Annotated in this window: 22 protein-coding genes; 14 read left to right on the top strand and 8 right to left on the bottom strand. The window is 52.1% G+C overall.

Going from position 1 to position 25,554, the window contains the following annotated elements:
- Window positions 1-1,620: a microcin C ABC transporter ATP-binding protein YejF gene (gene yejF / locus ETV65_RS08060; protein WP_129952383.1), complete on the top strand. Its 1,620-nt coding sequence runs from the start codon at window positions 1-3 to the stop codon at window positions 1,618-1,620.
- 43 nt (window positions 1,621-1,663) lie between these two features.
- Here yejF and ETV65_RS08055 read toward each other — a convergent pair whose 3' ends face one another.
- Window positions 1,664-2,008 (bottom strand): YejG family protein, encoded by a 345-nt coding sequence (locus ETV65_RS08055; RefSeq protein ID WP_129952382.1) that lies wholly within the window; start codon window positions 2,006-2,008, stop codon window positions 1,664-1,666.
- A 678-nt stretch (window positions 2,009-2,686) separates the two neighbouring features.
- Here ETV65_RS08055 and ETV65_RS08050 point away from each other — a divergent pair.
- Genes ETV65_RS08050 through ETV65_RS08040 form a run of 3 tightly spaced genes read left to right on the top strand, consistent with a single transcriptional unit; the run spans window position 2,687 to window position 6,368 of the window.
- A complete protein-coding gene (locus ETV65_RS08050; RefSeq protein ID WP_129952381.1) occupies window positions 2,687-3,304 on the top strand; it encodes a sorbitol dehydrogenase family protein in 618 nt (205 codons plus the stop codon).
- Complete coding sequence (locus ETV65_RS08045; protein ID WP_129952380.1) at window positions 3,304-4,959, top strand: GMC family oxidoreductase; 1,656 nt, start codon at window positions 3,304-3,306, stop codon at window positions 4,957-4,959. Before ETV65_RS08050 ends, ETV65_RS08045 begins: the two co-directional genes overlap by 1 nt.
- Window positions 4,956-6,368 carry a c-type cytochrome gene (locus ETV65_RS08040; RefSeq protein ID WP_129952379.1) on the top strand — a complete coding sequence of 471 codons (1,413 nt, stop codon included), beginning with the start codon at window positions 4,956-4,958 and terminating at the stop codon, window positions 6,366-6,368. The genes ETV65_RS08045 and ETV65_RS08040 overlap by 4 nt, the downstream gene beginning before the upstream one ends.
- Window positions 6,369-6,441: 73 nt before the next feature.
- Here ETV65_RS08040 and ETV65_RS08035 read toward each other — a convergent pair whose 3' ends face one another.
- Together ETV65_RS08035 and idnO are read right to left on the bottom strand one after the other, a co-directional pair.
- Complete coding sequence (locus tag ETV65_RS08035; protein WP_129952378.1) at window positions 6,442-7,197, bottom strand: SDR family oxidoreductase; 756 nt, start codon at window positions 7,195-7,197, stop codon at window positions 6,442-6,444.
- 11 nt (window positions 7,198-7,208) lie between these two features.
- Complete coding sequence (idnO, locus tag ETV65_RS08030; RefSeq protein ID WP_129952377.1) at window positions 7,209-7,973, bottom strand: gluconate 5-dehydrogenase; 765 nt, start codon at window positions 7,971-7,973, stop codon at window positions 7,209-7,211.
- A 205-nt stretch (window positions 7,974-8,178) separates the two neighbouring features.
- Here idnO and ETV65_RS08025 point away from each other — a divergent pair, with 205 nt between their 5' ends.
- Both ETV65_RS08025 and ETV65_RS08020 read left to right on the top strand, forming a co-directional pair.
- Complete coding sequence (locus tag ETV65_RS08025; RefSeq protein WP_129952376.1) at window positions 8,179-9,162, top strand: LacI family DNA-binding transcriptional regulator; 984 nt, start codon at window positions 8,179-8,181, stop codon at window positions 9,160-9,162.
- A gap of 326 nt (window positions 9,163-9,488) precedes the next feature.
- Window positions 9,489-10,841, top strand: coding sequence for an MFS transporter (locus ETV65_RS08020; RefSeq protein ID WP_129952375.1), 1,353 nt, complete (start codon window positions 9,489-9,491; stop codon window positions 10,839-10,841).
- 181 nt (window positions 10,842-11,022) lie between these two features.
- Here the strand turns inward: ETV65_RS08020 and ETV65_RS08015 are convergent, their stop codons facing one another.
- Both ETV65_RS08015 and rsuA read right to left on the bottom strand, forming a co-directional pair.
- Window positions 11,023-12,219: a Bcr/CflA family multidrug efflux MFS transporter gene (locus ETV65_RS08015; protein WP_129952374.1), complete on the bottom strand. Its 1,197-nt coding sequence runs from the start codon at window positions 12,217-12,219 to the stop codon at window positions 11,023-11,025.
- A gap of 27 nt (window positions 12,220-12,246) precedes the next feature.
- Window positions 12,247-12,954, bottom strand: coding sequence for a 16S rRNA pseudouridine(516) synthase RsuA (gene rsuA, locus ETV65_RS08010; RefSeq protein WP_013574637.1), 708 nt, complete (start codon window positions 12,952-12,954; stop codon window positions 12,247-12,249).
- A gap of 332 nt (window positions 12,955-13,286) precedes the next feature.
- Between rsuA and ETV65_RS08005 the strand changes: the two genes are divergently transcribed.
- On the top strand, window positions 13,287-15,050 hold the full coding sequence (locus tag ETV65_RS08005) for a DEAD/DEAH box helicase (protein WP_129952373.1): 1,764 nt from the start codon (window positions 13,287-13,289) through the stop codon (window positions 15,048-15,050).
- A 160-nt stretch (window positions 15,051-15,210) separates the two neighbouring features.
- Window positions 15,211-15,501, top strand: a complete 291-nt coding sequence (gene rplY, locus ETV65_RS08000) for a 50S ribosomal protein L25 (RefSeq protein ID WP_129952372.1) — start codon at window positions 15,211-15,213, stop codon at window positions 15,499-15,501.
- Between the two features lie 212 nt (window positions 15,502-15,713).
- On the opposite strand, the gene yejK is transcribed toward rplY, so the two are convergent.
- A complete protein-coding gene (gene yejK, locus ETV65_RS07995; protein ID WP_129952371.1) occupies window positions 15,714-16,718 on the bottom strand; it encodes a nucleoid-associated protein YejK in 1,005 nt (334 codons plus the stop codon).
- Between the two features lie 221 nt (window positions 16,719-16,939).
- Between yejK and ETV65_RS07990 the strand changes: the two genes are divergently transcribed.
- The 6 genes from ETV65_RS07990 to ETV65_RS07965 all read left to right on the top strand — a co-directional run bounded on the left by ETV65_RS07990 (window position 16,940) and on the right by ETV65_RS07965 (window position 23,364).
- Window positions 16,940-17,167, top strand: coding sequence for a YejL family protein (locus ETV65_RS07990; RefSeq protein WP_015696497.1), 228 nt, complete (start codon window positions 16,940-16,942; stop codon window positions 17,165-17,167).
- Window positions 17,168-17,191: 24 nt separating this feature from the next.
- Window positions 17,192-18,973 carry an LPS biosynthesis-modulating metalloenzyme YejM gene (yejM, locus tag ETV65_RS07985; protein WP_129952370.1) on the top strand — a complete coding sequence of 594 codons (1,782 nt, stop codon included), beginning with the start codon at window positions 17,192-17,194 and terminating at the stop codon, window positions 18,971-18,973.
- Between the two features lie 194 nt (window positions 18,974-19,167).
- Entirely contained in the window at window positions 19,168-20,133 is a 966-nt protein-coding gene (locus tag ETV65_RS07980) for a glutathione S-transferase family protein (protein ID WP_129952369.1), read from the top strand.
- 74 nt (window positions 20,134-20,207) lie between these two features.
- Entirely contained in the window at window positions 20,208-20,450 is a 243-nt protein-coding gene (locus tag ETV65_RS07975; RefSeq protein WP_129952368.1) for a DinI family protein, read from the top strand.
- A 221-nt stretch (window positions 20,451-20,671) separates the two neighbouring features.
- Window positions 20,672-22,444 (top strand): penicillin-binding transpeptidase domain-containing protein, encoded by a 1,773-nt coding sequence (locus ETV65_RS07970; RefSeq protein WP_129952367.1) that lies wholly within the window; start codon window positions 20,672-20,674, stop codon window positions 22,442-22,444.
- Window positions 22,445-22,977: 533 nt separating this feature from the next.
- The gene (locus ETV65_RS07965) at window positions 22,978-23,364 is read left to right on the top strand and encodes a helix-turn-helix domain-containing protein (protein WP_013574628.1); all 387 of its coding nucleotides are present in this window, start codon (window positions 22,978-22,980) and stop codon (window positions 23,362-23,364) included.
- 5 nt (window positions 23,365-23,369) lie between these two features.
- Here the strand turns inward: ETV65_RS07965 and ETV65_RS07960 are convergent, their stop codons facing one another.
- Complete coding sequence (locus tag ETV65_RS07960) at window positions 23,370-23,837, bottom strand: nuclear transport factor 2 family protein (protein WP_129952366.1); 468 nt, start codon at window positions 23,835-23,837, stop codon at window positions 23,370-23,372.
- Between the two features lie 183 nt (window positions 23,838-24,020).
- Complete coding sequence (ompC, locus tag ETV65_RS07955; RefSeq protein ID WP_129952365.1) at window positions 24,021-25,148, bottom strand: porin OmpC; 1,128 nt, start codon at window positions 25,146-25,148, stop codon at window positions 24,021-24,023.
- Window positions 25,149-25,554 lie beyond the last annotated feature (406 nt).

The following is a 25,554-nucleotide window of genomic DNA, read 5'->3' as shown; positions in this document are numbered from 1 at the left end:
ATGACAGACGCTGCGTTATCCGCCCCGTTACTGCAAATCAAAAACCTCAGCGTCGCCTTCCGTCAGGGAAAACAGCAACGTGAAGTCGTCAGTAGTGTGTCGCTCGATATCCGTGCCGGCGAAACGCTGGCGCTGGTCGGTGAATCCGGTTCAGGGAAAAGCGTAACGGCGCTGTCAGTATTGCGTCTGCTGCCCTCAGCGGCGGTTTATCCGCAGGGTGATATTCTGTTTGCCGGTCAGTCCTTGCTGCAAGCCAGTACCGGTACATTGCGCCAGATCCGCGGCAACCAGATTGCGATGATTTTTCAGGAACCGATGGTGTCGCTCAATCCGCTGCATACCATTGAAAAACAGCTGACCGAAGTGCTGACGCTGCACCGTAATCTCCGCGGTGACGCGGCGCGCACTGAAATATTGCGCTGTCTGGATCGGGTTGGTATCCGGCAGGCCGCCTCGCGCCTGCGGGATTTTCCGCACCAACTTTCCGGTGGTGAACGCCAGCGCGTGATGATTGCCATGGCGGTGCTGACAAGGCCGAAGCTGCTGATTGCCGATGAACCCACCACCGCGCTCGACGTGTCCGTGCAGGCACAAATTTTATCCCTGCTCGATGAACTTAAGCAGGAAATGGGGATGGCAATGCTGTTTATCACCCATAATCTGCGCATTGTGCGCCGTCTGGCGGACACCGTAGCGGTAATGCAAAACGGGCGTGTGGTTGAGCAACAGCCGCGAACCGCGCTGTTCAGTCAGCCTCAGCATTCTTATACACGCCAGCTGTTACAGGCCGAACCCCAGGGGCGTCCGCAGCCGCTGAAGGGCAATCCCCCTGTTCTGCTGGATGTGAAAAATCTGGATGTCGGCTTTCCCGTCAAACGCGGTCTGCTACGTCGCACGGTCGGCATCAAACACGCGGTAAATCAGATCAGTTTCCAGCTCCGTCGCGGAGAAAGTCTCGGTGTTGTGGGCGAATCCGGTTCGGGAAAAAGCACCACCGGGCTGGCATTGCTGCGTTTGCTCAAATCGCAAGGCGAAATATGGTTTGACGGCCAGCCGCTGCATGCCTTCTCACGCAAGAAAATGCTGCCGTTCAGAAGCCGGATTCAGGTGGTGTTTCAGGATCCTTTTTCTGCGTTAAATCCACGTTTTACCGTCGGGCAAATCATTGCTGAAGGTTTACGGGTACATCGCGCCGTCAGTGAACAGGAACGCGATACAGAAGTGATCCGCGCAATGCAGGAAGTCGGGCTGGATCCGCAATCCCGCTACCGTTACCCGACTGAGTTTTCCGGCGGCCAGCGTCAGCGTATCGCGATCGCCCGCGCATTAATTTTACAGCCGGAAATGCTGATACTTGATGAGCCCACTTCGTCGCTGGATAAATCGGTTCAGGCACAGATTCTGACCATTTTAAGTCAGTTACAACAACGCTATGGTCTGTCGTACCTGTTTATCAGCCATGATTTACACGTGGTGCGGGCTTTATGCCATCAGTTGATGGTTTTGCGAAACGGAGAAGTTATTGAGCAGGGAGAATGTGAACAGATTTTTACTGCACCGCAAGAGGCTTACACCCGCACATTGCTGGCCGCATCAGAGGCTTTCGATATCCAGCCCTGACTCGCGGGGGGAAGACGCCGGAATGCATTATGATGCCGGCGTGTCAAAAAGGATAAAGTGCAGTCACAGATTCTGCGATGGCTGCGCCGATATTTTTCAGGCAACAGAGCGTTGCACTTTCATCTTCCCGATGAACGAATAAACAAGGCTCACCGTCAATTTCTACAATCGCCGCTTTAACCTGTATATCTTCCAAAGCCTCGGTCAGCTGATGCATCACCTGCCAGGCGAATTCACCTTCATGACTGAGTAATTTAAGGCCGATCAGATTGTTATCTTCATCATTACCAGGCAGCGGAATCGGTTCAACTTTAATCCCCGTAAAACCTGATAACCAGCGATAACTTTGCGGCAAACGATGTACTACCGAAAGTTGGATATTATTCACGTGGTTCCCCAGACAATGATTCATGCAAATCATTTACATCATGTTTTTACAAAATAGCTACAACAGCACTGTTTAAGTTATAGCCGACAGGCGGCACTTTGCCCACTCAACGCCCAAATAATTAACATTAAATTAACGTTATTGGATACAAAATGACAAACTGTCGTTATTTTTATCTCTGCTCCCGGACATACTGAGATGCAGATCTCATTTTGGCTTATTTGTAACCTTTTCCGCCTTTATTCACAACCATTTTAATCATTTGATGCTACTTTCCGTTACTTATTTATTTACATTTAATATACAAATCAGGCAGTCAATACCTTCATCTTTATGCAATAACTTCATATACATCAAAAGTATAGAAAAATAAGAACGACCAAACGTAACGAGGCGATGGTTAATTTCACTTTGAAATGAACCAGATGGTTACATTTTTTAGCGTCGCGCATCATACGTTAAAATCTGGATCTAATGTTAATTAATCAGCACAATTTGTTTGCACAAATCCCTCTTCTCTGGCTTATCATCCGCACCGTTATAAATGGTATACCCTACCGGGACCGACATCAGCAGAACTTAACCCGCTGATAAATCTCGTGTTACGCAAATTATAATAAAAACCAGATAAGCGAACTCCCTGCCTTTTGGCAAAAACCCATTCCCAGCGAGAAAGAGATGGAAAACGATCCTTCAATCATTGGAAGTAACACCACCGAAAATGGAACCGGTTTCAGTCGTCGAGAACTTCTAAAAGGTCTGACATCAGCCATGGTGGCAACGACCCTGCTCGGCTTCCCGTTCCTGAGCCAGGCGGAGAAAGAAACCGCCACACAGGATCCGGTCATCTTCGGCCAGTTCTATCTGGTCTCACAGGCCATCACTGAGCACAGGAATATCAGCGAGGGTTCTTCTGCGCAGATTTTCAACGCTTTTTACCGCTCACAACCTGACTTCCCTGCGCAGGTCAGCAAGTTACATGCGCTGGTGAAACCGGGCCAGGCGGCAAAAGATTTGCAGGAAGTGGCGAAACAGAATGGCCTTGGTGAACTGGTGACCCGCATCGTTACCGCCTGGTACACTGGCACGGTTGGACATGGAACCGATTCCATTTTGATTGCCTATAAAGACGCGCTGATGTATCGCCCGGTCAGTGACGGCCTGATTGTGCCTACATACTGCGGTAACGGTCCGCTGTACTTCACCGCAGCGCCTCCTGCCGCAGCCATGCCGGAATCCATGAATGCAGATCGTTTTACCCATCCTTCTGAAACAAACGTTGTGAGCAAAGCCTGATGAAAAAACCAGAATTTACGGCAGACGGCGATGCGTCTGCTGATGTGATTGTTGTCGGTTCCGGCATCGTAGGCGGCATGATTGCCGATCAGCTGGTCAGCCAGGGATATTCTGTTCTGGTACTGGAAGCGGGTTTGCGCATTGAACGTGCTCAGGCCGTTGAAAACTGGCGCAATATGCCCTTTGAAAACCGGGCCGGTTCTGATTTCCAGGGGCTTTATCCGCAGTCGGAAAAAGCGCCCGCGCCACTGTATTTCCCGGAAAATAATTACGTCCATCTGACCGGGCCAAGCGCCAGCAGTTTCAAACAGGGTTATCTGCGCACTGTTGGTGGCACCACCTGGCACTGGGCCGCGTCCTGCTGGCGTCATGTTCCCAACGATTTCAAAATGAAAACCTTGTACGGCGTGGGTCGTGACTGGCCAATTTCTTATGATGAACTTGAACCTTATTACTGCCGCGCTGAAGAAGAGATTGGCGTTGCCGGCCCGAATGACCCCGAGTTGCAGTCACCGTCTGAGCGCAGCAAACCCTATCCGATGGAGCAGGTGCCTTACGGTTACGGCGATACCCGTTTTGCTGAAATCGTGAATCCGCACGGTTACCGCTCCGTGCCTATTCCGCAAGGTCGCAGCACCCGCCCGTGGAATGGCCGTCCGACGTGTTGTGGTAATAATAACTGTCAGCCGATTTGCCCGATTGGTGCAATGTATAACGGAATTGCGCACGTCGAACGCGCTGAGAACAAAGGTGCCGTGGTTCTGGCTGAAGCGGTGGTCTACAAAATTGACACCGATGAAAACAACAATGTGACGGCTGTTCACTGGCTGGATAATCAGAAGAAATCGCATAAAGCGACCGGTAAAGTCTTCGCGCTGGCCTGTAATGGTATCGAGACACCGCGCCTGTTGCTGATGGCCGCCAACGAAAAAAACCCGAACGGTATTGCTAATTCGTCTGATCATGTGGGTCGTAACATGATGGATCACTCCGGTTTCCACTGTACCTTTATCGCCAAAGAGCCGCTGTGGATTGGTCGTGGCCCGGCGCAGAGCAGTTGTCTGGTAGGGCCGCGTGACGGCGATTTCCGCAAAGATTATTCCGCCAACAAAATGATCCTCAACAATATCAGCCGTGTGATCCCGGCAACGTCCAAAGCGTTGCAGATGGGGCTGGTGGGTAAAGAGCTGGATGAAGAGATTCGCCGTCGTGCGATTTTCGGCGTAGATCTTTCCATCAGCCTTGAGCCGTTACCGGATCCGGATAACCGCCTGACACTCAGCACCACACGTAAAGATCCCCACGGTTTACCTTGCCCGGACATTCATTACGATGTCGGGGATTACGTGCGTAAAGGCGCAGAAGCCGCTCATAAACAACTCGAGCATATCGGTTCCCTGTTTATGGCCGAAGAATTTAATATCACTACCAGCCTGAATGCTAATAACCACATTATGGGCGGCACCATCATGGGCAGTGATCCGAAGGATTCCGTGGTGAACGGCAACTGTCGTACACATGACCACGCTAACCTGTGGTTACCGGGCGGCGGTGCGATCCCGTCTTCCAGTGTGGTAAACAGTACGCTGACCATGGCTGCGCTGGGTCTTAAAGCCGCCGATGACATGGCGAAAAAACTGGCAGGTGCCGCATGAAGACACTTCTCACCGTCTGCCTGCTGAGCGCCGCCTCCGCAGGCTTTACCGCCTGCGCCACGGCAGATGAAACCCAGGCTGCGCTGATCCGTCAGGGCCAGGAAGTGGCCACAGCAGCTGACTGTCAGGCCTGTCACACTGCGCCGGAAGGGGGAAAACCTTTTGCCGGTGGTTATGAAATCCACTCACCGATGGGCACGATTTATACCACCAACATTACGCCATCGAAGCAGTTCGGTATCGGCAACTATACTGAAGAACAGTTCGTCCGCGCAGTGCGTGAAGGCGTTCGTCCTGATGGTGCCAATCTTTATCCGGCCATGCCTTATACCTCTTACAGCCATATGAGCGATGCCGACATGCACGCGCTGTATGTTTACTTCCTGCAAGGGGTAAAGCCGGTCGAGCAACCGAATGTTGAAACCGCCCTGCCGTTCCCGTTCAGCATGCGTATTGCCATGGCGGGCTGGAACATGATGTATCTCGACAGCACGCCGTTTAAGCCGGATACATCGAAAAGTGAGCAATGGAACCGCGGTGCGTATCTGGTCAACGGTGCCGGTCACTGCGATACCTGTCATACGCCACGTAACCTGATGATGGGTTCTGTGACCGATCAACCGCTGGCAGGCGGCATGGTCGGCCCGTGGTATGCCCCCAATATCAGTTCGGATCCGGTCAGCGGTATTGGCAACTGGTCGCAGGCTCAGCTGGTGGAATACCTGAAAACCGGCCGCACCGCCGGGAAAAACCAGGCTGCGGGCGGTATGGCAGAAGCCGTTCAGAACAGCCTGCAATACATGTCGGACAGCGACCTGAACGCGATCGCCTTCTACCTGAAAAACAGCACGCCGGTTCGCGACCCGCGTGATACGCAGGCGGCGGACACCTTCGGTAAACCGGTGAATGTGGAAGAAGGTTTACGCGGCGCACATCCGTTTAATGCGAATAAAACCATCGACAACGGCGCAGCGTTGTTCAGTGGTTATTGCGCCAGTTGTCATCAGCCGGATGGCTCAGGCAGTGAAAATCAGGCTTATCCGTCGCTGTTCAATAATACCGCGACCGGCATGGGCAATGCGTCGAACCTGATTTCAGCCATCCTTTACGGCGTGGATCGTCAGGTCGGTGACCACCATGTGCTGATGCCGAAATTTGGCGTGGGTTCGTATGTCGGTCAGCTCGATGATCAGCAAATTGCTGACATCTCCAACTACGTGCTAAAGAACTACGGTAACGCAGCCATTCAGGTCAATGCGCACGATGTCGCGGTGTTACGCGCCGGCGGCCCGGTCACATTGCTGGCAAAACTACAGCCGTTCATGGCGCCGGCGATGGTGGCCGGGGTGATTGTACTGCTGGTGCTGATTTTCTGGCTCGGCCGGAAACGCAAAACGAAAGTGGCGTAATCCGCAGACTGAAACGCAAAACGGCCCAAAAGGGCCGTTTTTTTGGGTCCGAACGGCAGAAAGGAGGCTAAAACTACCCTCTTCCCACCAGCGGCATAGCACTCGCCATCACGGTCATGGTCAGTACGTTGGTGTCGAGCGGCAAACCGGCCATAAACGCCACGGCCTCGCCGACGCGTTCCACCGGGATAACCGGTTCTTCAGCAATATGTCCGTCCGCCTGCATCCTGCCTGCCAGCGCTTTATTCCCCATATCCGTTGCTGCATTGCCGATATCAATTTGCCCGCAGGCAATATTAAAGGCACGTCCGTCCAGCGCGGTGGATTTCGTCAGGCCGGTGATCGCATGTTTACTGGCAGTATACGGTGCGGAATTCGGCCTCGGTGACTGCGCCGAAATCGAACCGTTGTTAATGATACGCCCGCCCTGCGGCGACTGGCGTTTCATCAGCTTAACCGCCGCCTGCGTACACAAAAATGCACCGGTCAGATTGGTATTGATCACCGACAGCCAGTCTTCTACCGGCAGTTCGTCAATGGGCACATCCTTCACGTTATTACCGGCATTATTGAATAACAAATCCAGTCGTCCGAAGGTTTCCTGAATATCCTCAAACAGTGCGGCGACCGATTGCGGACGGGTCACATCCAGCTCACGGGCTACCGCCTGTCCCGGCGCAAACAACGACACAGCCTGCTCCAGTTTTGCCTGATTACGCCCGGCCAGTATCACTTTAAATCCGATAGCTTCCAGCGCTTTTGCAGCACTTAACCCGATGCCGCTCCCGCCGCCTGTCACTAATGCAATTTTGGTGTCTTCAGTGCTCATATCAGCTCCTTCTACACAGCGGCCAGCATACCGCCATCAATAAACAGCAGATGTCCGTTGACGAAATCAGAGGCTTTGGATGACAGATAGACTGCACCGCCGACCAGCTCTTCCGGATTGCCCCAACGTGCGGCCGGTGTGCGTTTGCACAGCCATTCTGAGAATTCTTTGTTGTCTACCAGCGCCTGTGTCATGTCGGTTTTGAAATAACCCGGCGCGATTCCGTTCACCTGAATATTGTAGCGCGCCAGCTCAACGCACATGCCCCGGGTCAGCATTTTTACCGCGCCTTTCGATGCCGCATAAGGTGTAATGGTGTCACGCCCCAGTTCGCTTTGCATCGAACCGATATTAATGATTTTGCCGTGCCCGCGCGGGATCATGTAACGCGCCACCGCCTGCGACACCAGAAATACGGATTTCTGATTCACGGCAATGACATCGTCCCAGTCTTTTTCCGGAAACTCGGTGAATTTATGGCGGCGCTGGATCCCGGCGTTATTTATCAGTACATCAATGGGCCCGATGGTGCTTTCGATATGCTCAATCGCCTGATTCACCGCCTGACTGCAGGTGACATCAAACGACACCGCATGGGCAATAAAGCCCTCTGCCCGCAGGGCTTCAGCGGCCTTCTGCGTTGATTCCTGTTGGGTGCCGTTGATGATAATTTCTGCACCGTGCTGCGCCAGCCCTTTCGCCAGCAGGAAACCCAGACCGCGCGTCGAGCCGGTAATCAGAATCTTTTTATTATCCAGTGAGAAGAGATTTGTCATGACGTTGGCCTTATTGAATGCTGATTTAAAAAGTTAGCTTCACTACACCGGTTTACTCTGCGCTAAACTGTGATGCAGATCACCTGCCGGAATGTTAAAAAACCCTGTTACTCCCGGTGTGATCATCATCATTTTGGTAACAATCTCCGGCACTTTCTGTTTCAATAATCAGGACTATTTGCAGGCCCAACCAGGAACTTTCCGCATGAGAAACCAGCGCGTGACATTACAGGACATCGCCCAACTGGCGGATGTCACGAAGATGACGGTGAGCCGTTTTCTGCGCACGCCGGAAAAGGTGTCTCCTGAAACCCGTGATCGCATCACGAAGGTCATGGAAGAGGTGGGATATCCGCTGGAAGAAGCCCGCGGACCGGCCAGAGCGCCGCGTATCGGCATTTTAGTGCCGTCGTTTAACAACCAGATTTTCTCGGACTTACTGGCGGGCATTGAGTCGGTCACTTCCGCGCAGGGCTTTCAGACGCTGGTAGTCAATTACGATTACAGCAAAGAACGCGAGGAAGAACACATCATCAATCTGCTCGGTTATCAGCTGGCCGGATTGATCCTCACTGATTCCGTGCATACGCTGAAAGCCGATAAGTACCTGAATGCGGCAGAAATTCCTGTGGCCCAGGTGATGGATCTCGACGACCCGCACGGGCGCATCGCCGTCGGTTTTGATAATCAGCAGGCGGGTTATGATATGGCGAATACCTTGCTCGCCAGCGGCAAAGAACATGTGGTGTATTTCGGTTCGATGTCTGACGCCCGTGACCAGAAGCGTTATCAGGGTTACAGCCGCGCCATGAATGAACGCGGACTGACGCCGGTGCATATCACGCCGAATAAAGTGTCGTCGGTATCTATCGGTGCGGGCATGCTGGCCATGGCGCGTCAGTTATATCCGCAGACCAACGCGATTTTGTGTACCAATGACGATATTGCCGTCGGCGTGTTACAGGAATGTATCAAACTGCGGATCCGCGTCCCGCAGGATATGGCAATTTCCGGTTTTCACGGGCTGGATATCGGTCTGGCAACCACACCATTATTAGCCAGCGTTATCACTCCGCGCTTTGAAATGGGGAAAGTGGTGGCGGAGATATTGCTTAAAAAAATCAGAAACCTGCCCACGATCGAACGCGTGGATTTGCATTACCGGATCTCCCTCGGCGGCACCATTTAACTCTCCTTTTCCCTCTATTTCCCCCCTGCGGACCTGCACACAAACTCCGGTGCAGGATCACGTAAGTGGTAACACCTTTTCTTAACATAATTCAACGTGACGTCTGTCACGAAATACTTTCCTCAAAATGCTTTTATTAAGTCATCGCCGAAAGACGAGATATTTAATAAAACGTCGCATTGAACATGCTCTAAATAATTCAGATTACAGGAAGGCGGCAAGAGCGTTAATCCCCGGGAACTGAAACAAGTCAGTGACCGGCGTTAGCGGGTGCGGACAACGCATCTGTAGCCTGAAGTATGACGAGCATCACCGAGGAGCACAGAATGGATAATAAGATTCCTAAGGCACGCTGGCTGCGCGTAATAACGCCAATTCTTATTGCTTGCATTATTTCCTTCATGGACAGGGTCAATATTAGTTTTGCTATGCCTGGCGGCATGGATGCTGAATTAGGAATTACCGCTTCAATGGCCGGTCTGGCCGCCGGTATTTTCTTTATCGGGTATTTATTCCTGCAGGTTCCGGGCGGCAGTCTGGCAGTACATGGCAGCGGACGAAAATTTATCGCCTGCTCTCTGGTTGCCTGGGCAATTATTTCGATTCTGACCGGTGTGATTACGAATCAGTATCAGCTGCTGTTCCTGCGCTTTGCGCTGGGTGTGGCAGAAGGCGGGATGCTGCCGGTCGTGCTGACGATGGTCAGTAACTGGTTCCCCGATAAAGAACGTGGCCGCGCCAATGCTTATGTGCTGATGTTCGCCCCGCTCGGCGGAATGATCACCGCGCCGCTGTCGGGTTTTATTCTGGATACGCTCGACTGGCGCTGGTTGTTCATCATTGAAGGGGCATTATCTTTTGTCGTGATGCTGTTCTGGTGGTTTACCATCAGCGATCGGCCTGAAGAAGCAAAATGGCTGTCTGAGCGTGAACGCGACTATCTGATTACCGAGCTGAACCGAGAACGCGAAGCCCTGAGAGCCCTGGCACCGGTGAATAACGCCCCGCTGAAAGAAGTGTTCCGCAACCGGTCTATCGTCAAACTGATCATTATTAATTTTTTCTATCAGACCGGGATTTACGGCTATACCCTGTGGCTGCCCACCATTCTGAAAAACCTGACCGGCGGAGATATGAGTTCAGTGGGTATGCTGGCGATTATCCCTTACGTGGGCACTATGTTGGGGATCCTGGCGATGTCCGTGCTGTCGGATAAAACCGGTAAGCGCCGTATGTTCATTGCCCTGCCGCTGTGTGGTTTCGCAGCCTGTCTGGCGGCATCTGTCGCATTCGGCCATAACATCATGGCGGCATATGGTTTCCTGGTCGGTGCCGGTTTCTTCCTGCAAGCCGCAACCAGCGCCTTCTGGACGATTCCGGGCAAAGTCACCACGCCGGAAGTCGCAGGCAGTGCGCGTGGTGTGATAAATGGTCTGGGGAATCTGGGCGGATTCTGCGGTCCGTATCTGGTCGGCGTGCTGGTCAGCCTGTACGGTCAGAGCACCGCGATCTACGCGCTGGTGGCATCCTTGCTGATTGCCGCAGCGGTCACGACGTTGCTGCCAAAAGAGTGCGATATGGCGCTCGTGCCGGGGGCAAAAGCCAAAGCCATGGCAGACGAATACGCCCGCGCTAAAGCGGCGCGACGGGTTCAGGGAGTGAAAGCGGAAATGGTTTAATACTCAAGCTCCCACATGAAGCAGAGAAGACCGTTTTGGTTTTGCTCCTCCCCCTGCGATGAACTGAACCCCGAATGTTGGGAGGGGGTTTTAAGAGCTAACACCTTGTCAAACCACACTTTTCCTTTTCGGTTTTGACCTTGATACTCCACCCCGGCCCTCCCCTTCGCAGGGGAGGGCGTTATGCAGCCACTTTCACCGGACGGCTGGCATAGAGATACAACAAGGTGGCGGCAAGTATGCAGAACGCCATCGACCCAACCATCGGCCAGGCGCTTTTCGCGGTAAACAGTGACAGCACAGAACCTATCGCCGCACCGGTGCCGAAACGAATCGTGCCGGCCAGAGAAGCGGCTGTACCCGCCATGTGCGGGAAGTCATCCATAATGACCGCCATCGCGTTAGACGTGACCATCGCAATCACACCAACGTATCCCGCCACACCAATCACCATCGCCCAGAACGGCAATCCGAAGGTACAGACGATCACCAGCCACATCCCCATCGTCAGTTGCACAAACAATCCGAAGCGGAACATTTTTACCGCACCCGTACGGCGTACGTTACGGCTGTTGATGAGTGTCAGAATCACCAGAGCGACGATGTTCAGCGCAAAGTAAAAGCCGAAACTTTGCGGCGAAACGCCATTGAGCTCGATGTAGACAAACGGACCGGCGCTGAGGAAAGAGAACATTCCGGCAAATGAGAAACCACTCGCCAGCATATAACTGAGCACACGTTTGTGTCGGAACAGGGAAGCAAAATTGCCGACGCTGGTGCGCAGGTGGAATTTTTGCCGCCGTTCTTTGGGCAGCGTCTCTTTGATATACACGCCCACCAGCGTTGCGGCGATAAGCGCGGCAATCGCCATCGCCCAGAAAATGGCATGCCAGCTGAAAATAGCCATCAGCAAACCACCGAGCATTGGCGCCAGCAGCGGCGCTACCGTCATCACCAGTACCACAAAAGACATCATTCGCGAGAATTCGTCTTTTGTGAACATATCGCGCATCAGCGCGTTGATGACCACACTCGCGGCAGCGGCTGCCAGACCGTGCAGGAAACGCATCCAGACCAGTTGCTCAACGGATTGCGCCAGTGCACAGGCACCGGCCGCGACGGCAAAAATCATCACGCCCCAGAAGATAACCGGCTTACGCCCAAGGCTGTCCGCCATCGGGCCATAAAACAGCTGCCCTATCGCAAAACCCAGCACGTAAGCACTGAGCGTCATTTGCACACTGCCCGCCGGCACGCCATATTCCTGAGCGATCACGGGCATACTTGGCAGATACATATCGATAGCCAGAGGCATCAGCATCGATATCAATCCCAGGATGAAAATCAGTCCGACATGGGAGACCGGTTTTTCTTGCACTTTCAGCTGCTCCAGTTATAGAAAAATCTATCGCGAGGGAACGCCAACGCTGGCCACTTCCTGCTCAGTTAACGGCCGGTACTGACCCGGTTCCAAATCTTCATCCATCACAATCTCACCAATACGCTCACGGTGCAGCGCAACCACGCGGTTACCCACGGCAGCAAACATACGTTTAACCTGATGATAACGGCCTTCGCTGAGAGTCAGGCGCACCAGACAGTCTTCGATTTTTTCAAGCTGCGCCGGTTTGGTCAGGGAATCTTCGTTATGCAGTTGCACACCCGCTTCAAACTGCGCAGCGGTGTCGTCAGCCAGCGGATGTTCGAGTGTTACCAGATAAGTTTTTTCGCAGTGATGGCGCGGCGAGGTGATGCGGTGCGACCATTGCCCGTCGTCGGTCATCAGCACCAGACCGGTGGTGTCGATATCCAGACGGCCCGCCGCATGCAGTTTGTAGGCCACGGGTTCTTCGAGGAAATACAGCACGGTCGGGTGATCCGGATCATCGGTGGAACACACATATCCCTGCGGTTTGTTAAGCATGAAATAACGCGGACCGGTGATTTGATCCAGTACATTGCCGTCAAACTCGACACGTTGTTCCGGGCTGATTTTCATTGAGCCGGTTTTGACGATTTCACCGTCTACGGTGACGCGTTTGTTACGCAGTTCGCGCAAAACCAGCGCGCGGCTTACACCTAATTGCTGAGAGAGAAACTTGTCCAGACGCATTGGATCAACTTGCCTTCATGGCGATCTGAGTGATCGCGTTACTGATAAAACACAAGACCCCGCCGTCGCAATACTGCAACTGACAGGGTTCAGGGTTGTTCGGTTCGTAATAATTGCAAAGAGTTATTATTACTTCGGGGGGGCAGAAACACTGCCGCGTTGAGGGCAATAGTATAGCCGTGCATCCTGTAAGGAAGAAGGAAAATAAGCAGGCTAAACATTCACTGCGGGAGATTTCTTTGATCATCGCCATCGGCAGCATTTCTTGGCATACTGCATTACTGTTTTTATAAACAGGTAAGTTAACGGAATAATCAACAGGTGATCATCGCGTGACTGCTTTTACTCTCCGCCCCTACCAGCAAGATGCCGTGGATGCCACGCTGCGTCATTTCCGCCAGCACGACGAACCGGCAGTGATTGTGCTGCCGACCGGTGCGGGAAAAAGTCTGGTGATTGCCGAACTCGCGCGCGTTGCCCGCGGACGTGTACTGGTGCTCGCGCATGTCAAAGAGCTGGTGGCGCAAAACCACAGCAAATATCTTTCCTACGGGCTGGAAGCGGACATCTTCGCCGCCGGGCTGAACCTGAAACAAAGCAGCGGCAAAGTGGTGTTTGGCAGCGTGCAATCTGTTGCGCCCAATCTGGCGGAATTCAGTGGCGAATTTTCCCTGCTGATTATCGATGAATGCCACCGTATTTCCGACGATGATAACAGTCAGTATCAGCAGATTATCGGTCATCTCAGTGCGCAAAACCCGCGCCTGCGATTGCTCGGCCTGACCGCCACGCCCTACCGTTTAGGCAAAGGCTGGATTTATCAGTATCACCATCAGGGTATTGTGCGCGGTGATGCCAACAGCCTGTTCCGCGACTGCATCTATGAACTGCCGTTGCGTTACATGATTAAAAACGGCTTTCTGGTGCCACCCGAACGGCTCGATATGCCGGTGGTCAGTTACGATTTCAGCCGCCTGCAGGCCAACAGTAATGGTCTGTTCAGTGAAGCGGATCTGAATGATGAACTGCGACAACAAAAACGTATCACGCCGCACATCATCAGCCAGATTGTTGAATTCGCACAAGAACGTAAAGGCGTGATGATTTTTGCCTCCACGGTGGAACATGCCGGTGAGATTTTTGGTCTGCTGCCCGCAGGGGAAGCGGCGCTGATCAGCGCGCAAACCCACGCGGTGGAACGGGACCGGCTGATCACGGCGTTTAAAGCGCAGCAGTTACGCTATCTGGTGAATGTATCCGTGCTGACCACCGGCTTTGACGCGCCGCATGTGGATCTTATCGCCATCCTGCGTCCGACAGAATCCATCAGCCTGTACCAGCAAATTGTTGGTCGCGGGTTGCGGCTCGCACCGGGTAAAACGGATTGTCTGATCCTTGATTATGCCGGAAACCCGCACGACCTTTTTACACCGGAAGTGGGCAGCCATAAGCCGGCAGGCGATAACAAACCCGTGCAGGTGTTTTGCCCGGCCTGCGGCTTCGCCAATATTTTCTGGGGAAAAACCACCGAAGACGGCACGATCATTGAGCATTTTGGCCGCCGCTGTCAGGGCGTACTGGAAGATGATGAGGGCAACCGTGAGCAATGTGATTTCCGCTTCCGTTTTAAAAGCTGCCCGCACTGTGGCGCGGAAAATGATATCGCCGCACGGCGCTGTCATCAGTGCCAGGAAATTCTGGTCGACCCCGATGATATGCTGAAAGCCGCGCTGCGCCTGAAAGATGCGCTGGTCTTACGCTGCGGTGGTATGAATCTGGAACACGGACGCGATGACAAAGGCGAATGGCTGAAAATTACCTATTACGATGAAGACGGCGCTGACGTTTCGGAGCGCTTTCGTCTGCAAACGCCTGCACAACGCATGGCGTTTCTGCATAACTTCCTGCGCCCGCACCAGCGCGCACCGGGCGTACCGCTGGAATGGAATAGCGCAGCGGATGTTGCCGCGCAGCAGGTGTTATTGCGTCATCCGGATTTTGTGGTCGCGCGTATGAAAGGCCAGTTCTGGCAGGTGCGGGAGAAAATATTTGATTATGAAGGCCGCTACCGGCGCGCTCACGAACTGCGCGGGTAACAGGGATGACCAAACCGGTAATTATTCGTTGTTGCTGCGCCCGGACTCCGGTATCATACCGCCCGCTTTCGCCTTGTGTGGAAGTCGCAGTACTCAACTCGTCACTCGGTCGCAGGTGGCGGGGCACATTTTAGAAGTAGTTCTATTAGAGAAACATACAATGATCACTATCAATGTAGAAGTACGTCCACAGGACGAGCAGGGCAAAGGTGCGAGCCGCCGCCTGCGTACAGCTAACAAATTCCCAGCTATCGTTTACGGTGGCTCAGCTGCTCCGGTTTCTATCAAACTGGACCATGATTCTGTAAAGAACCTGGAAGTTAAAGCGGAGTTCTACTCTGAAGCTATTACTCTGGTTATCGACGGTCAAGAAACCAAAGTTAAAGTTCAGGCTGTACAGCGTCACCCGTTCAAGCCAAAACTGGCTCACATCGACTTCGTTCGCGTTTAATAACGCGACTTTACTCTAAATCATTCAGGTTGTAGCAAAGTAGCAAGCGAGTGAGTCCTGATGAACTTACATTGGTAAGTGATTCAGGTGAACGAACGTAGCTAACGCAGCAACAACGTGAAGGATGACGAGTAAAAAGTTGTTGCGCATCGGGACGCCGTGCGAGAACAAATAAAAAACACCGCCCAGGCGGTGTTTTTTATTGGGCGCGATTATTTATTACCCGCTTTACGCTGCAACTGATCCCGCAAATTCGGCGGCGTGCCTTTGATGGTCAGCGTATCCGTGGCCGGATCCCAGAAAATACGTTCGCCCATCAGCATGGCATCAAAGTTAATGCTCAGGCCGCCGCCGCTGCCGGCGAATTTAGTCAGCTGACGCAAAGTGCTGCGATCGGCCGGGAAAGTTTCTTCCAGCTGATAACCCTGCTCCTGGGTAAACTCTTTAAACTTCTTGTCATTCCACGGCGGCAACTCTTCGGACAAATCATCGAGCGCGATCTCTTCGCCAGCCTGTAACTGTTCGTTGCAATAGGTATAAACCTGCTGACGGTAGTTCTGACGCTCGTTTTTATCGAGCTGCGCTTCGCTACAGAAGTCGTCAACCGCCTGCAACAAGCCACGGTTCTGCGCCTTGGTATCCAGACCTTCGGACGCACCGAGAAAATCCATGAAGAAGTCTGAGACTTTGCGCCCTACCCGGCCTTTCAGGAAAGTCAGATAACGGGTCGATTCCGGATTGGTTTCCCATTCGGTCAGATCGATACGCGCCACAATATCGGCATGATTGATGTCAAGATAATGAATGCTGCTGACATCCAGTTGTTCATTGACGCGCATACTGCTGCGGCTGTTGAGTACGGCAACCAGCAGATATTCAACCGCCAGAAAACGATAATGACAGAAAAGTACCACGCCGCCTTCAGCAAACGGGTATTTCGCCAGTTCGTCACGCAGACGGCCAGTGGCGGCGCGACTGAATGAAAGAAAATCATCGTCCCCTTTGCGGCAGCTGCGTAATGCCACCGCCAGTTCGCTGTCTTCATTGAACAAACCGTACGCTTTGCTTTTTGCACTGTAGACGCGGTGCAGTTCTGCCATCATTTCATCAACGGCAGCATTGGGCGTCAGGAGCGTATCACGCAGCACAACATCCAGCGTTTGCTCATCACGTTTGTTCAACTGGTGCAGAGCGATCTGCTCAAGATCCAGACTCATGGGGATTTTCTCCTGTAAGAATTGCAGCCGTGTAAGAAGGGTTGATCTGCGGGGCGTATTCAAACACCGAAGCGCCGGGGCCGCAACTATCGCGAAGGCTGAAATAAAGATTAATAGATACAATCAATACAACAACGTTAACTCAGTTATAAAAATGCGGAAAACAGAGGCGTGATACGCTAAGATATTGGACTTTGTCAGATCAAGAAGCACAATACTCTATGGCACAATCATCCCGTTACAGTGACGAACACGTTGAACAGCTCCTTTCCGAGCTGGCAACCGTTCTGGAAAAACACCGCGCCCCGACAGATTTGTCTCTGATGGTTCTGGGCAATATGGTGACAAACCTGATTAATACCAGCGTCGCTCCTGCACAGCGCAAAGCCTTGTCGCAGTCTTTTGCGAAAGCGTTGCAAGCGTCGATAAGAGAAGATAAAGCCCATTAATCCACAACTTGCCCAATACCTCTCATGGTGACAAATCGTCAGCGCTATCGCGAAAAAGTATCCCAGATGATCAGCTGGGGCCACTGGTTCGCCCTGTTTAATATCCTGCTCATCCTTGGGATCGGCAGCCGCTACCTGTTTGTTTCTGACTGGCCTTCTTCATTGCAGGGGCGCATTTACGCGCTGGTCAGCTGGCTTGGGCATTTCAGTTTTATCGGTTTCTCGACATATTTACTGATCATCTTCCCGCTCACCTTCGTGGTGATGTCGCAACGGCTGCTGCGGTTCTTATCCGCTATTCTGGCTACTGCCGGACTGACACTGCTTCTGGTCGATACCGAAGTCTTTACCCGTTTCCACCTGCACATTAATCCGGTCGTGTGGGAGCTGGTGGTCAATCCCGGTCAGGGTGAGATGGCCCGTGACTGGCAGCTGATGTTTATTGCTGTGCCGGTAATATTCCTGCTCGAAATGCTGTTTGGTACCTGGGCATGGCAAAAGTTACGCAGCCTGAACCGCCGCAATTTCGCCAAACCGATTGTCGTTCTGTTTATAGCCAGTTTCTTTGCTTCACATCTGATGTACATCTGGGCAGATGCGAATTTCTATCGTCCGATCACCATGCAGCGTGCGAATCTGCCACTTTCCTACCCGATGACAGCACGTAAATTCCTTGAAAAACACGGCCTGCTCAATGCCGAGGAATACCAGAAGCGGCTGATCGAACAAGGCAATCCCGAAGCGCTGGCAGTCGAATATCCGCTGAACACCATCAGCTTCGCGAAAACCGGTTCGAAGTATAATTTGCTGATGGTGGTGCTAGATGGTGTCCATACCGACACGCTGGATAAAGATCTGCCCACGCTGAGCGATTTTGCCAAACATAACATTCGTTTTGATCAGCATTTTAGTTCCGGAAACCGTAATGACACCGGGCTGTTCGGCCTGTTCTACGGGATTTCACCGAGCTATATGCAGGGCATTCTGGCGGCGCGTAAACCTTCTGCACTGGTGTCGTCACTGGAGCAACAAGGTTACGAATTCGGTTTATTTGCCTCAGACGGTTTTAACAGCCCGTTGTACCGCCAGGCATTACTGACCGATTTTACCTTGCCGCCGCCGGTCAAACAGACTGATCAACAAACCGTTTATCAGTGGCAACAATGGCTGAACGGACCTGGCAACGGTCCGTGGTTCTCCTACCTGAGTCTGAGCGGGATCAGTAACGCATTGCGTCAGGACGGGGCCAGTGTGCCGACCGGTAATACCTTTATTCATCGTTATCAGAACGGTGCAGCGAATGTGGATTCGCAAATCAAAGCTATCCTGCAGGCGTTAAAAGATCGCGGGGAGCTGGATAAAACAGTGGTCGTCATTACCGCTTCACACGGTATTGAATTCAACGAGAACGGTACCTGGGGTTCAGGCAATGCGATGAACCGTCGCCAGTTACAGGTTCCGCTGATTATTCACTGGCCCGGTACACCCGCGCAGAATATCGATAAACTGACAGATAATGCGGATGTGATGACTACGCTGATGCAACGCCTGTTGCATGTGACGACAGCTCCGGCTGATTACTCGCAGGGCGAAGATTTGTTCGCCGCGAAGCGACGCCATAACTGGGTCACCACCAGCGACGACGGTACGCTGGTGATCACCACGCCAGACCAGACGCTGGAACTGGAAAGTAACGGTGATTACCGCGCCTTTGATATTAACGGCAAGCGGATTAAAGATCAGAAACCAGAACTTAGCTTGCTGCTTCAGGTGCTGACAGATGAAAAACGCTTCCTGGCAAACTGACGTTCGCCATTAACCGAAATGATGAAAGCCAACCCTGACCGGTTGGCTTTTTTAATGGCACCACGCCCGCATCCCCCGTCAAATTATTTGACCTTCTTCTTGAAAATAATGTCGTTTATAGCACCGCCGGAAACCGCTACGGTAGGTCCATACATCCTAATCACCTTATAAACACAGCGCGGAGAGCCACTATCGTGTCGGGACTGGTCAACGGACAATGGGTAAGCGGCGACGTCGCAAAAGAAGAAATTAAAAACGGCGCATTTCATCGTCAGGAAACGGCGTTTCGCCAGACACATCTTGAGCCTGAAGCCGGACGCTATCAGCTTTTCGTCTCTTACTTGTGCCCGTGGGCCTCGCGCACGTTAATTTTTCGCCATCTGAAAGGGCTGGAAAAATTCATTCAGGTATCCATTGCTCAGCCGGTGATTGGTGAAAATGGCTGGACGTTTGATACGCCGCAGGATGCAGGCGAAAAGATTGAGCCGGTGCGTTATGTACATCAACTCTACACCGCCAGCGATGCACACTACACCGGCAAAGTCTCCGTGCCCGTGCTGTGGGACCGCCGCGAAGGGCGCATCATCAATAATGAATCAGCTGATATTATCCGCATCCTTAACCATGCGTTTGATGCACTGACCGGCAATCAGGATGACTTCTACCCTGCTGCCCTGCGCGAAGACATTGACCGCTGGAACGAGGTGATTTATCACGACGTTAACAACGGCGTGTATAAGACGGGTTTTGCAAAAACGCAGGACAGCTATAGCGCCGCCGTAACCCAACTTTTCAGTACGCTGGATACCCTTGAGACGCATTTACACCACCACCGCTACATTGCCGGTGAATGTATTACCGAAGCCGACTGGCGGCTGTTCGTCACACTGGTGCGTTTCGACAGCGCCTATCATGGGGCATTCAAATGTAATATTCGCCGTATTGAAGATTATCCGAATTTATCCCATTACTTGCGCGAACTTTATCAGTGGCCGGGGATCAGCGATACGGTGAACCTGACGCATATCAAACAAGGTTATTACGGTATTTTGTGGCTGAACCCGACAGGTATCGTTCCGGCAGGCCCGGAACTGGACCTGCGTCGCCCTCACGATCGTCAGCGTCTCAGCGGGCGCGGCGTGATGCAGATAACACACTAAAAATTGCTTGGACCCGCGCGGATAACACTGTATATTTCAACAGTTATTTCTCCCTGTCTTTTATGAGGAAAGCTATGCGGGTCGAACTGATTTTTGACAAACGGAATGTCGCCGGCATCCCTGATGCCAGCAAAAAAATTGAAGCGGAACTGGTTAAACGGGTACACCGGTTGTTTCCTGACGCTGAAGTCAAAGTGAAACCAATGCAGGCTAATGGCCTGAATACCCACGGCGCCAGCAAGCAGGAACGTTCGCAATTAAACCAAATGCTAGAGGAAATGTTCGAAGAAGCCGATGACTGGCTCGCCGTGGAGTAAATAATCCGCTTTGCCGTTGCACTTGCTTACAAAGCGCAATTGAAATAAACAATCCATCGCTATGGCTTAATATAAGATGTGCATGTTATACGAAATTCATTATCAATCAGAGCGATGAGTTGCACATAATGAGGGACAAACCGGGCTATTTTCATCCGGTAAGTTGTTCTCCGCACCTTCGCTTTTCGCTTCACATGCGCCAATGACTTTGCGAAACTGCCATGCCACCGAGCCTAAAAAAATCCAGCGCCCAACCTAATTTCTACACCAAGCGCTTTGCGCTGATTTGTCTCGGTATTGTCTGTTGTCTGGCGCTTCTGCTCGGCCGGGTGGGCTACCTGCAATTGCTTAACCAGCCGATGCTGGAAAAAGAAGCCGATTCCCGCTCGTTGCGCTCCACGGTTATCCCTGCCGGGCGCGGCACCATTGTCGATCGTAACGGCCATCCGCTGGCGCTGAGTGTCGCTTCAAAAGATATTATCGCCGACCCGTTCCGTGTACTGGAACTGCACAGTGATCTGAACAGCCCGAAGTGGCAATATCTGGCTTCCGCGCTGAATATGCCACTTTCACAACTACAGCAAACCATCACCAGCGATCCTCAGCGCCGCTTCGTTTATCTCGGGCGCAAAATAGAAGAAGGTATCGCCGCAGATATCAGTCAGCTGCACCTTGGCGGCATCAGCAGTCAGCTGGATGACAGCCGTTACTACCCGATGAGCGAAGCCGCCGCCAATCTGGTCGGTGTCGTCGGGACGGATAATGAAGGTCTGACAGGCGTCGAAAAAGGTTTTAATGCCCTGCTACAGGGCAAACCTGGCATGCGCGAGTACCGTCAGGATCGCCATGGCAATGTGATCGGTATTCTGAAAGAAGTCGCACCGCAACAGCCGCCGACCATCAATCTGAGTATCGACAGCTTTATGCAGTACGTCTTGTACTCGCGGCTGCGCGATGGCGTTACGCTTAACCAGGCCGAATCCGGCGCGGCTGTTCTGGTGGATGTGAACACCGGTGAGATTTTAGGGATGGCGTCCTACCCTTCCTATAACCCGAATAACTATGCCGGTGTTCAGGCAAAAGACATGCGCAATGTGGCAATCAGCGACAGTTTCGAACCCGGTTCGACAGTCAAACCGCTGGTGGTAATGGCAGGTCTGAACCGGCATATGATCCGCCCGGATTCCGTTCTCGATACCCATCCGTACACCGTTAACGGCCACCTGATCCGCGATGTCGGCCATTGGCCTGCGCTGACCATCACCGGTATCTTGCAAAAATCCAGTGACATTGCAGTTTCGCATATTGCGCTGGCAATGCCGGCCAACGTTCTGGTTCAGCTGTATCAATCCTTTGGTTTAGGCAAACCGACAGATTTGGGTATCGGTGGCGAAAGCAGTGGCTATTTCCCACTCCACCGCGACCGCTGGGCCGATATCGAACGAGCGACCTTTTCCTTTGGCTACGGCCTGCGTGTAACGCCACTGCAAATCGCCCGTGAATACGCCACGATTGGGGCGGAAGGTATTTACCGTCCGCTGTCGATAACCAAAGTCACACCGCCGGTGCTCGGTACCCGCGTAATGTCGGCTGACGTGGTCAGAACAGTGATTCATATGATGGAAAGTGATGCATTACCCGGCGGCTCAGGCCTCAGCGCTGCAGTGCCGGGATACCGTCTGGCGATTAAAACCGGTACAGCGGAAAAAATGGGGAGCAGTGGCAAATACGACGGTGGTTACATTAACTACACCGCCGGTGTTGCGCCCGCGAGTAATCCGCGTGTTGCGCTGGTGGTGATGGTCAATAATCCACAAGCGGGCAAGCACTTTGGCGGGTCGGTGGCTGGCCCGATTTTTGGACATATTATGGGCGAAGTCCTCAATCATATGAACATAGCGCCGGATGCGCTGGTGCCGGAAACGCCACCAACGACGGTGATTAATGACGGGCAGAAAACCGAGTTGGTGCGTCGCCCGGCCACCGATGGTTAAGCGAACGCGATCAAAATCATTAAACATTTCTGACAGACTGGATCTCACCGAAATAAGCGGTTAACGTTCGCAGTGTTTATTGGCTGAAGAAATTGCTGGCTGACACATTGTGGAGGAAGAGCGTAAGCTCTGTAAGAAAAAGAATGAAACGGCTTCTTATCGTATTTTTGATATTTGTCGCGGTTTGTCTGGGGGTTATTGCCCTGAATATGCAGGGCAGCGGCCCGTGGTAACTGAGTTCCGTTCCCTGAAAAGGGATAAAGGGAGACATCATTTTGCCAACCGGTAAGAACTTCGTGATTTTGATTGTTCTTATTCTCGTCGGGATGGTGGTGGTGGACGATGGCATCGCCCGGTTAATCCACTGGATCCTGTTGCGTTAAAACATGGCCCGTCAGGCTGTCATTACAACAGTCCTGCCCACCGGGCCATTATTGTCCGCCGGGACGCTGAACATCTCTGAGCAACACCTGCCACGCCAACCTGACGAACTCGTGTATAATAGCGGTATTCAACCTTAATACAGACTGGTTATGGCTCAAGACATTCATATCGCTATCGTCTGCGCACTCAGCAAATGGATTGAAGGCCATCTGGGTCGTGTGATCCACCTTGAAGAACTGGCTGAGTATTCAGGCTATTCGCTCTGGCACATGCAAAAACTGTTCAAAGAATCAACCGGCATTTCTCTGGGGAAGTACATCCGGGAACGCCGTCTGGCCAGTGCTGTTTATCAACTGAGCAGCAGTGAAACGCCGATTTTTGATATCGCGATGGATTTCGGCTTCGGTTCGCAATCGCATTTCACTTACATGTTCCGCAAGCGTTTCAACATAACGCCACATGAATTCCGCCAGAACCCTGACATCAAACTCGATGTGTCTCCCCCGCTGCATCTGATCCACCAGAAATCAGCCTGAGGCTGTCAGAAACCGAAATCACTCAGGCCCGGATGTTCGTCCGGCCTGCGCCCCAAAGGCCAGTGGTACTGTCGTTCGCTTTCCTGAATCGGCAGATCATTGATGCAGGCGTGACGGGCAAACATCAGCCCCTGCTCATTGAATTCCCAGTTTTCATTGCCAAAACTGCGGAACCAGTTGCCCGAATCATCCCGCCATTCATAAGCAAAACGCACGGCGATCCGCGCCCCGTCAAACGCCCACAGCTCTTTAATCAGGCGATACTCCAGTTCTCTGGCCCATTTACGCTGCAGGAAGCTCACCACGGCGTCCTGCCCGTGCACAAACTCGCTGCGGTTACGCCAGACAGTATCCGCCGAGTAAACCTGGCTGACTCGGTGCGGATCGCGACTGTTCCAGGCATCTTCTGCCAGACGCACTTTTTCGATTGCGCTTTCGCGGGTAAATGGCGGTAAGGGCGGTTTAACGGACATAAGCACCTCGGTCAGGGTAAGAAATTCACCTGAACACCATAGCGGTGTTTTACAGCATTCTCACGCCAAATTGTGCCCACAAAAAACGCGGCCCTCTCAGGCCGCGTTCCTGAAGAACGTGCTGTTTACTGCTGTTCTTTACTGTTAAAGCAACGCGCTATTCTGTGTCTGAGAAAGGCACGCTTAGAACTGATACACCAGGCCTACCGCAGTCACATCGTCGGTATTGATGCCGGCGTTGTCGGTGAAGGTGCTGCTGTCGATCAGGTTAATTTTATAGTCGACATAGGCTGACATATTTTTGTTGAAGTAGTAAGTCGCACCCAGGTCAACAAATTTAACCAGATCCTGATCCTGATAGTTATTACCCAGACGGTCTGAACCTAAATCCTTACCACGGGTTTGGTTATAGGCTACGAACGGACGCAGACCAAAATCGAACTGGTAACTGGCGTAGGCTTCAAATGCCTGGGATTCGTTAGCATAACCGTAAGCTTCTGAATCGGTAGAACCGAAACGGGAAGCGTTGTAAGCCTGGGTGAACATCGCAGCCAGATAGACGTTATTGGCGTCATATTTCAGACCACCGGTGTAGCCTTCCGCTTTTTTACCGTCGCCCATGATATTTGGTGCGGAGTTTTGTTCGTCAGTACGGTCAGAGTTGAAGAACGCACCCGCTACGCTGACGCCCGCGCCAATATCGTAGCTCAGGGACATACCGTAACCGTCGCCGTTCTGTGTCAGCACATCACGGGTACCTGGTTCACCGCCACCGCTGTCGTTTTTACCCTGATATTGCAGGGCAAAATGCAGGCCATCGACCAGACCAAAGAAGTTATCGTTACGGTAAGTAGCCACGCCGTTGGTACGCTGATAAAGGAACTGGTCAGCGCCGTAAGTAGAACCATCGAACTCAGGCTGCATGTCAGTCCAGGCGGCAACGTCATACATCACGCCGTTGTTACGACCGTAGTCGAATGAACCCATGTCACCAAATTTCAGACCGGCGAAACCATAACGGGTAAAGGCACGGTCACCGTCATCCGAGCTTTCAGCCTGGTTAGCCTGAACCTGATATTCCCACTGGCCGTAACCGGTCAGTTGATCAGTAATCTGAGTTTCGCCTTTGAAACCAAGGCGGATGTAGCTCTGGTCGCCGTCTGAGCCTTTGTCGTTAGAGAAGTAGTGCAAACCATCAACTAAACCGTACAGGTCCAGTTTATTACCATCTTTATTATAAACTTCTGCCGCACTTGCTGATCCTGCCACCATTAAAGCAGGGATCATGAGTGAAAGAACACGGAGTTTCATTTTTTTATCCTCGGTAGGTGTCGGACCGTGCCACTGAATGTAAAGTACACGTTTTTACTGCTTTAGATCTGCATAACGTTTTTGTTTCTGTATAAATGTTGGCCCGACATGGCAATTCTATTCTCATGATATAATTTCTTTTAATCCAGAAAGAAAATGATACGAAATTAGTGAAGACATTACTTACATATTAGAACTTGTAACTAAATATTAATATCGGGTAAATTTACGTCTATTTATTTTTGTTAAAATAAAGCACTCAAAGCTAAATTTACAAAATAATCAATATTATCAAATAATTATGCCAAATAATTACCGCACTAAGTGATAAACGATCTATCCACCGGTAATATATAATCTCTCTTGCTATCATCATTATTTGTTATTTTATTACCCTCATTCCCCG

The organism is Rahnella sp. RFA10(1/100), assembly GCF_004195115.1.
In the GTDB taxonomy this organism is placed as follows: Bacteria; Pseudomonadota; Gammaproteobacteria; order Enterobacterales; family Enterobacteriaceae; genus Rahnella; species Rahnella perminowiae.
This window is presented reverse-complemented; position numbering and strand designations above follow the sequence as displayed.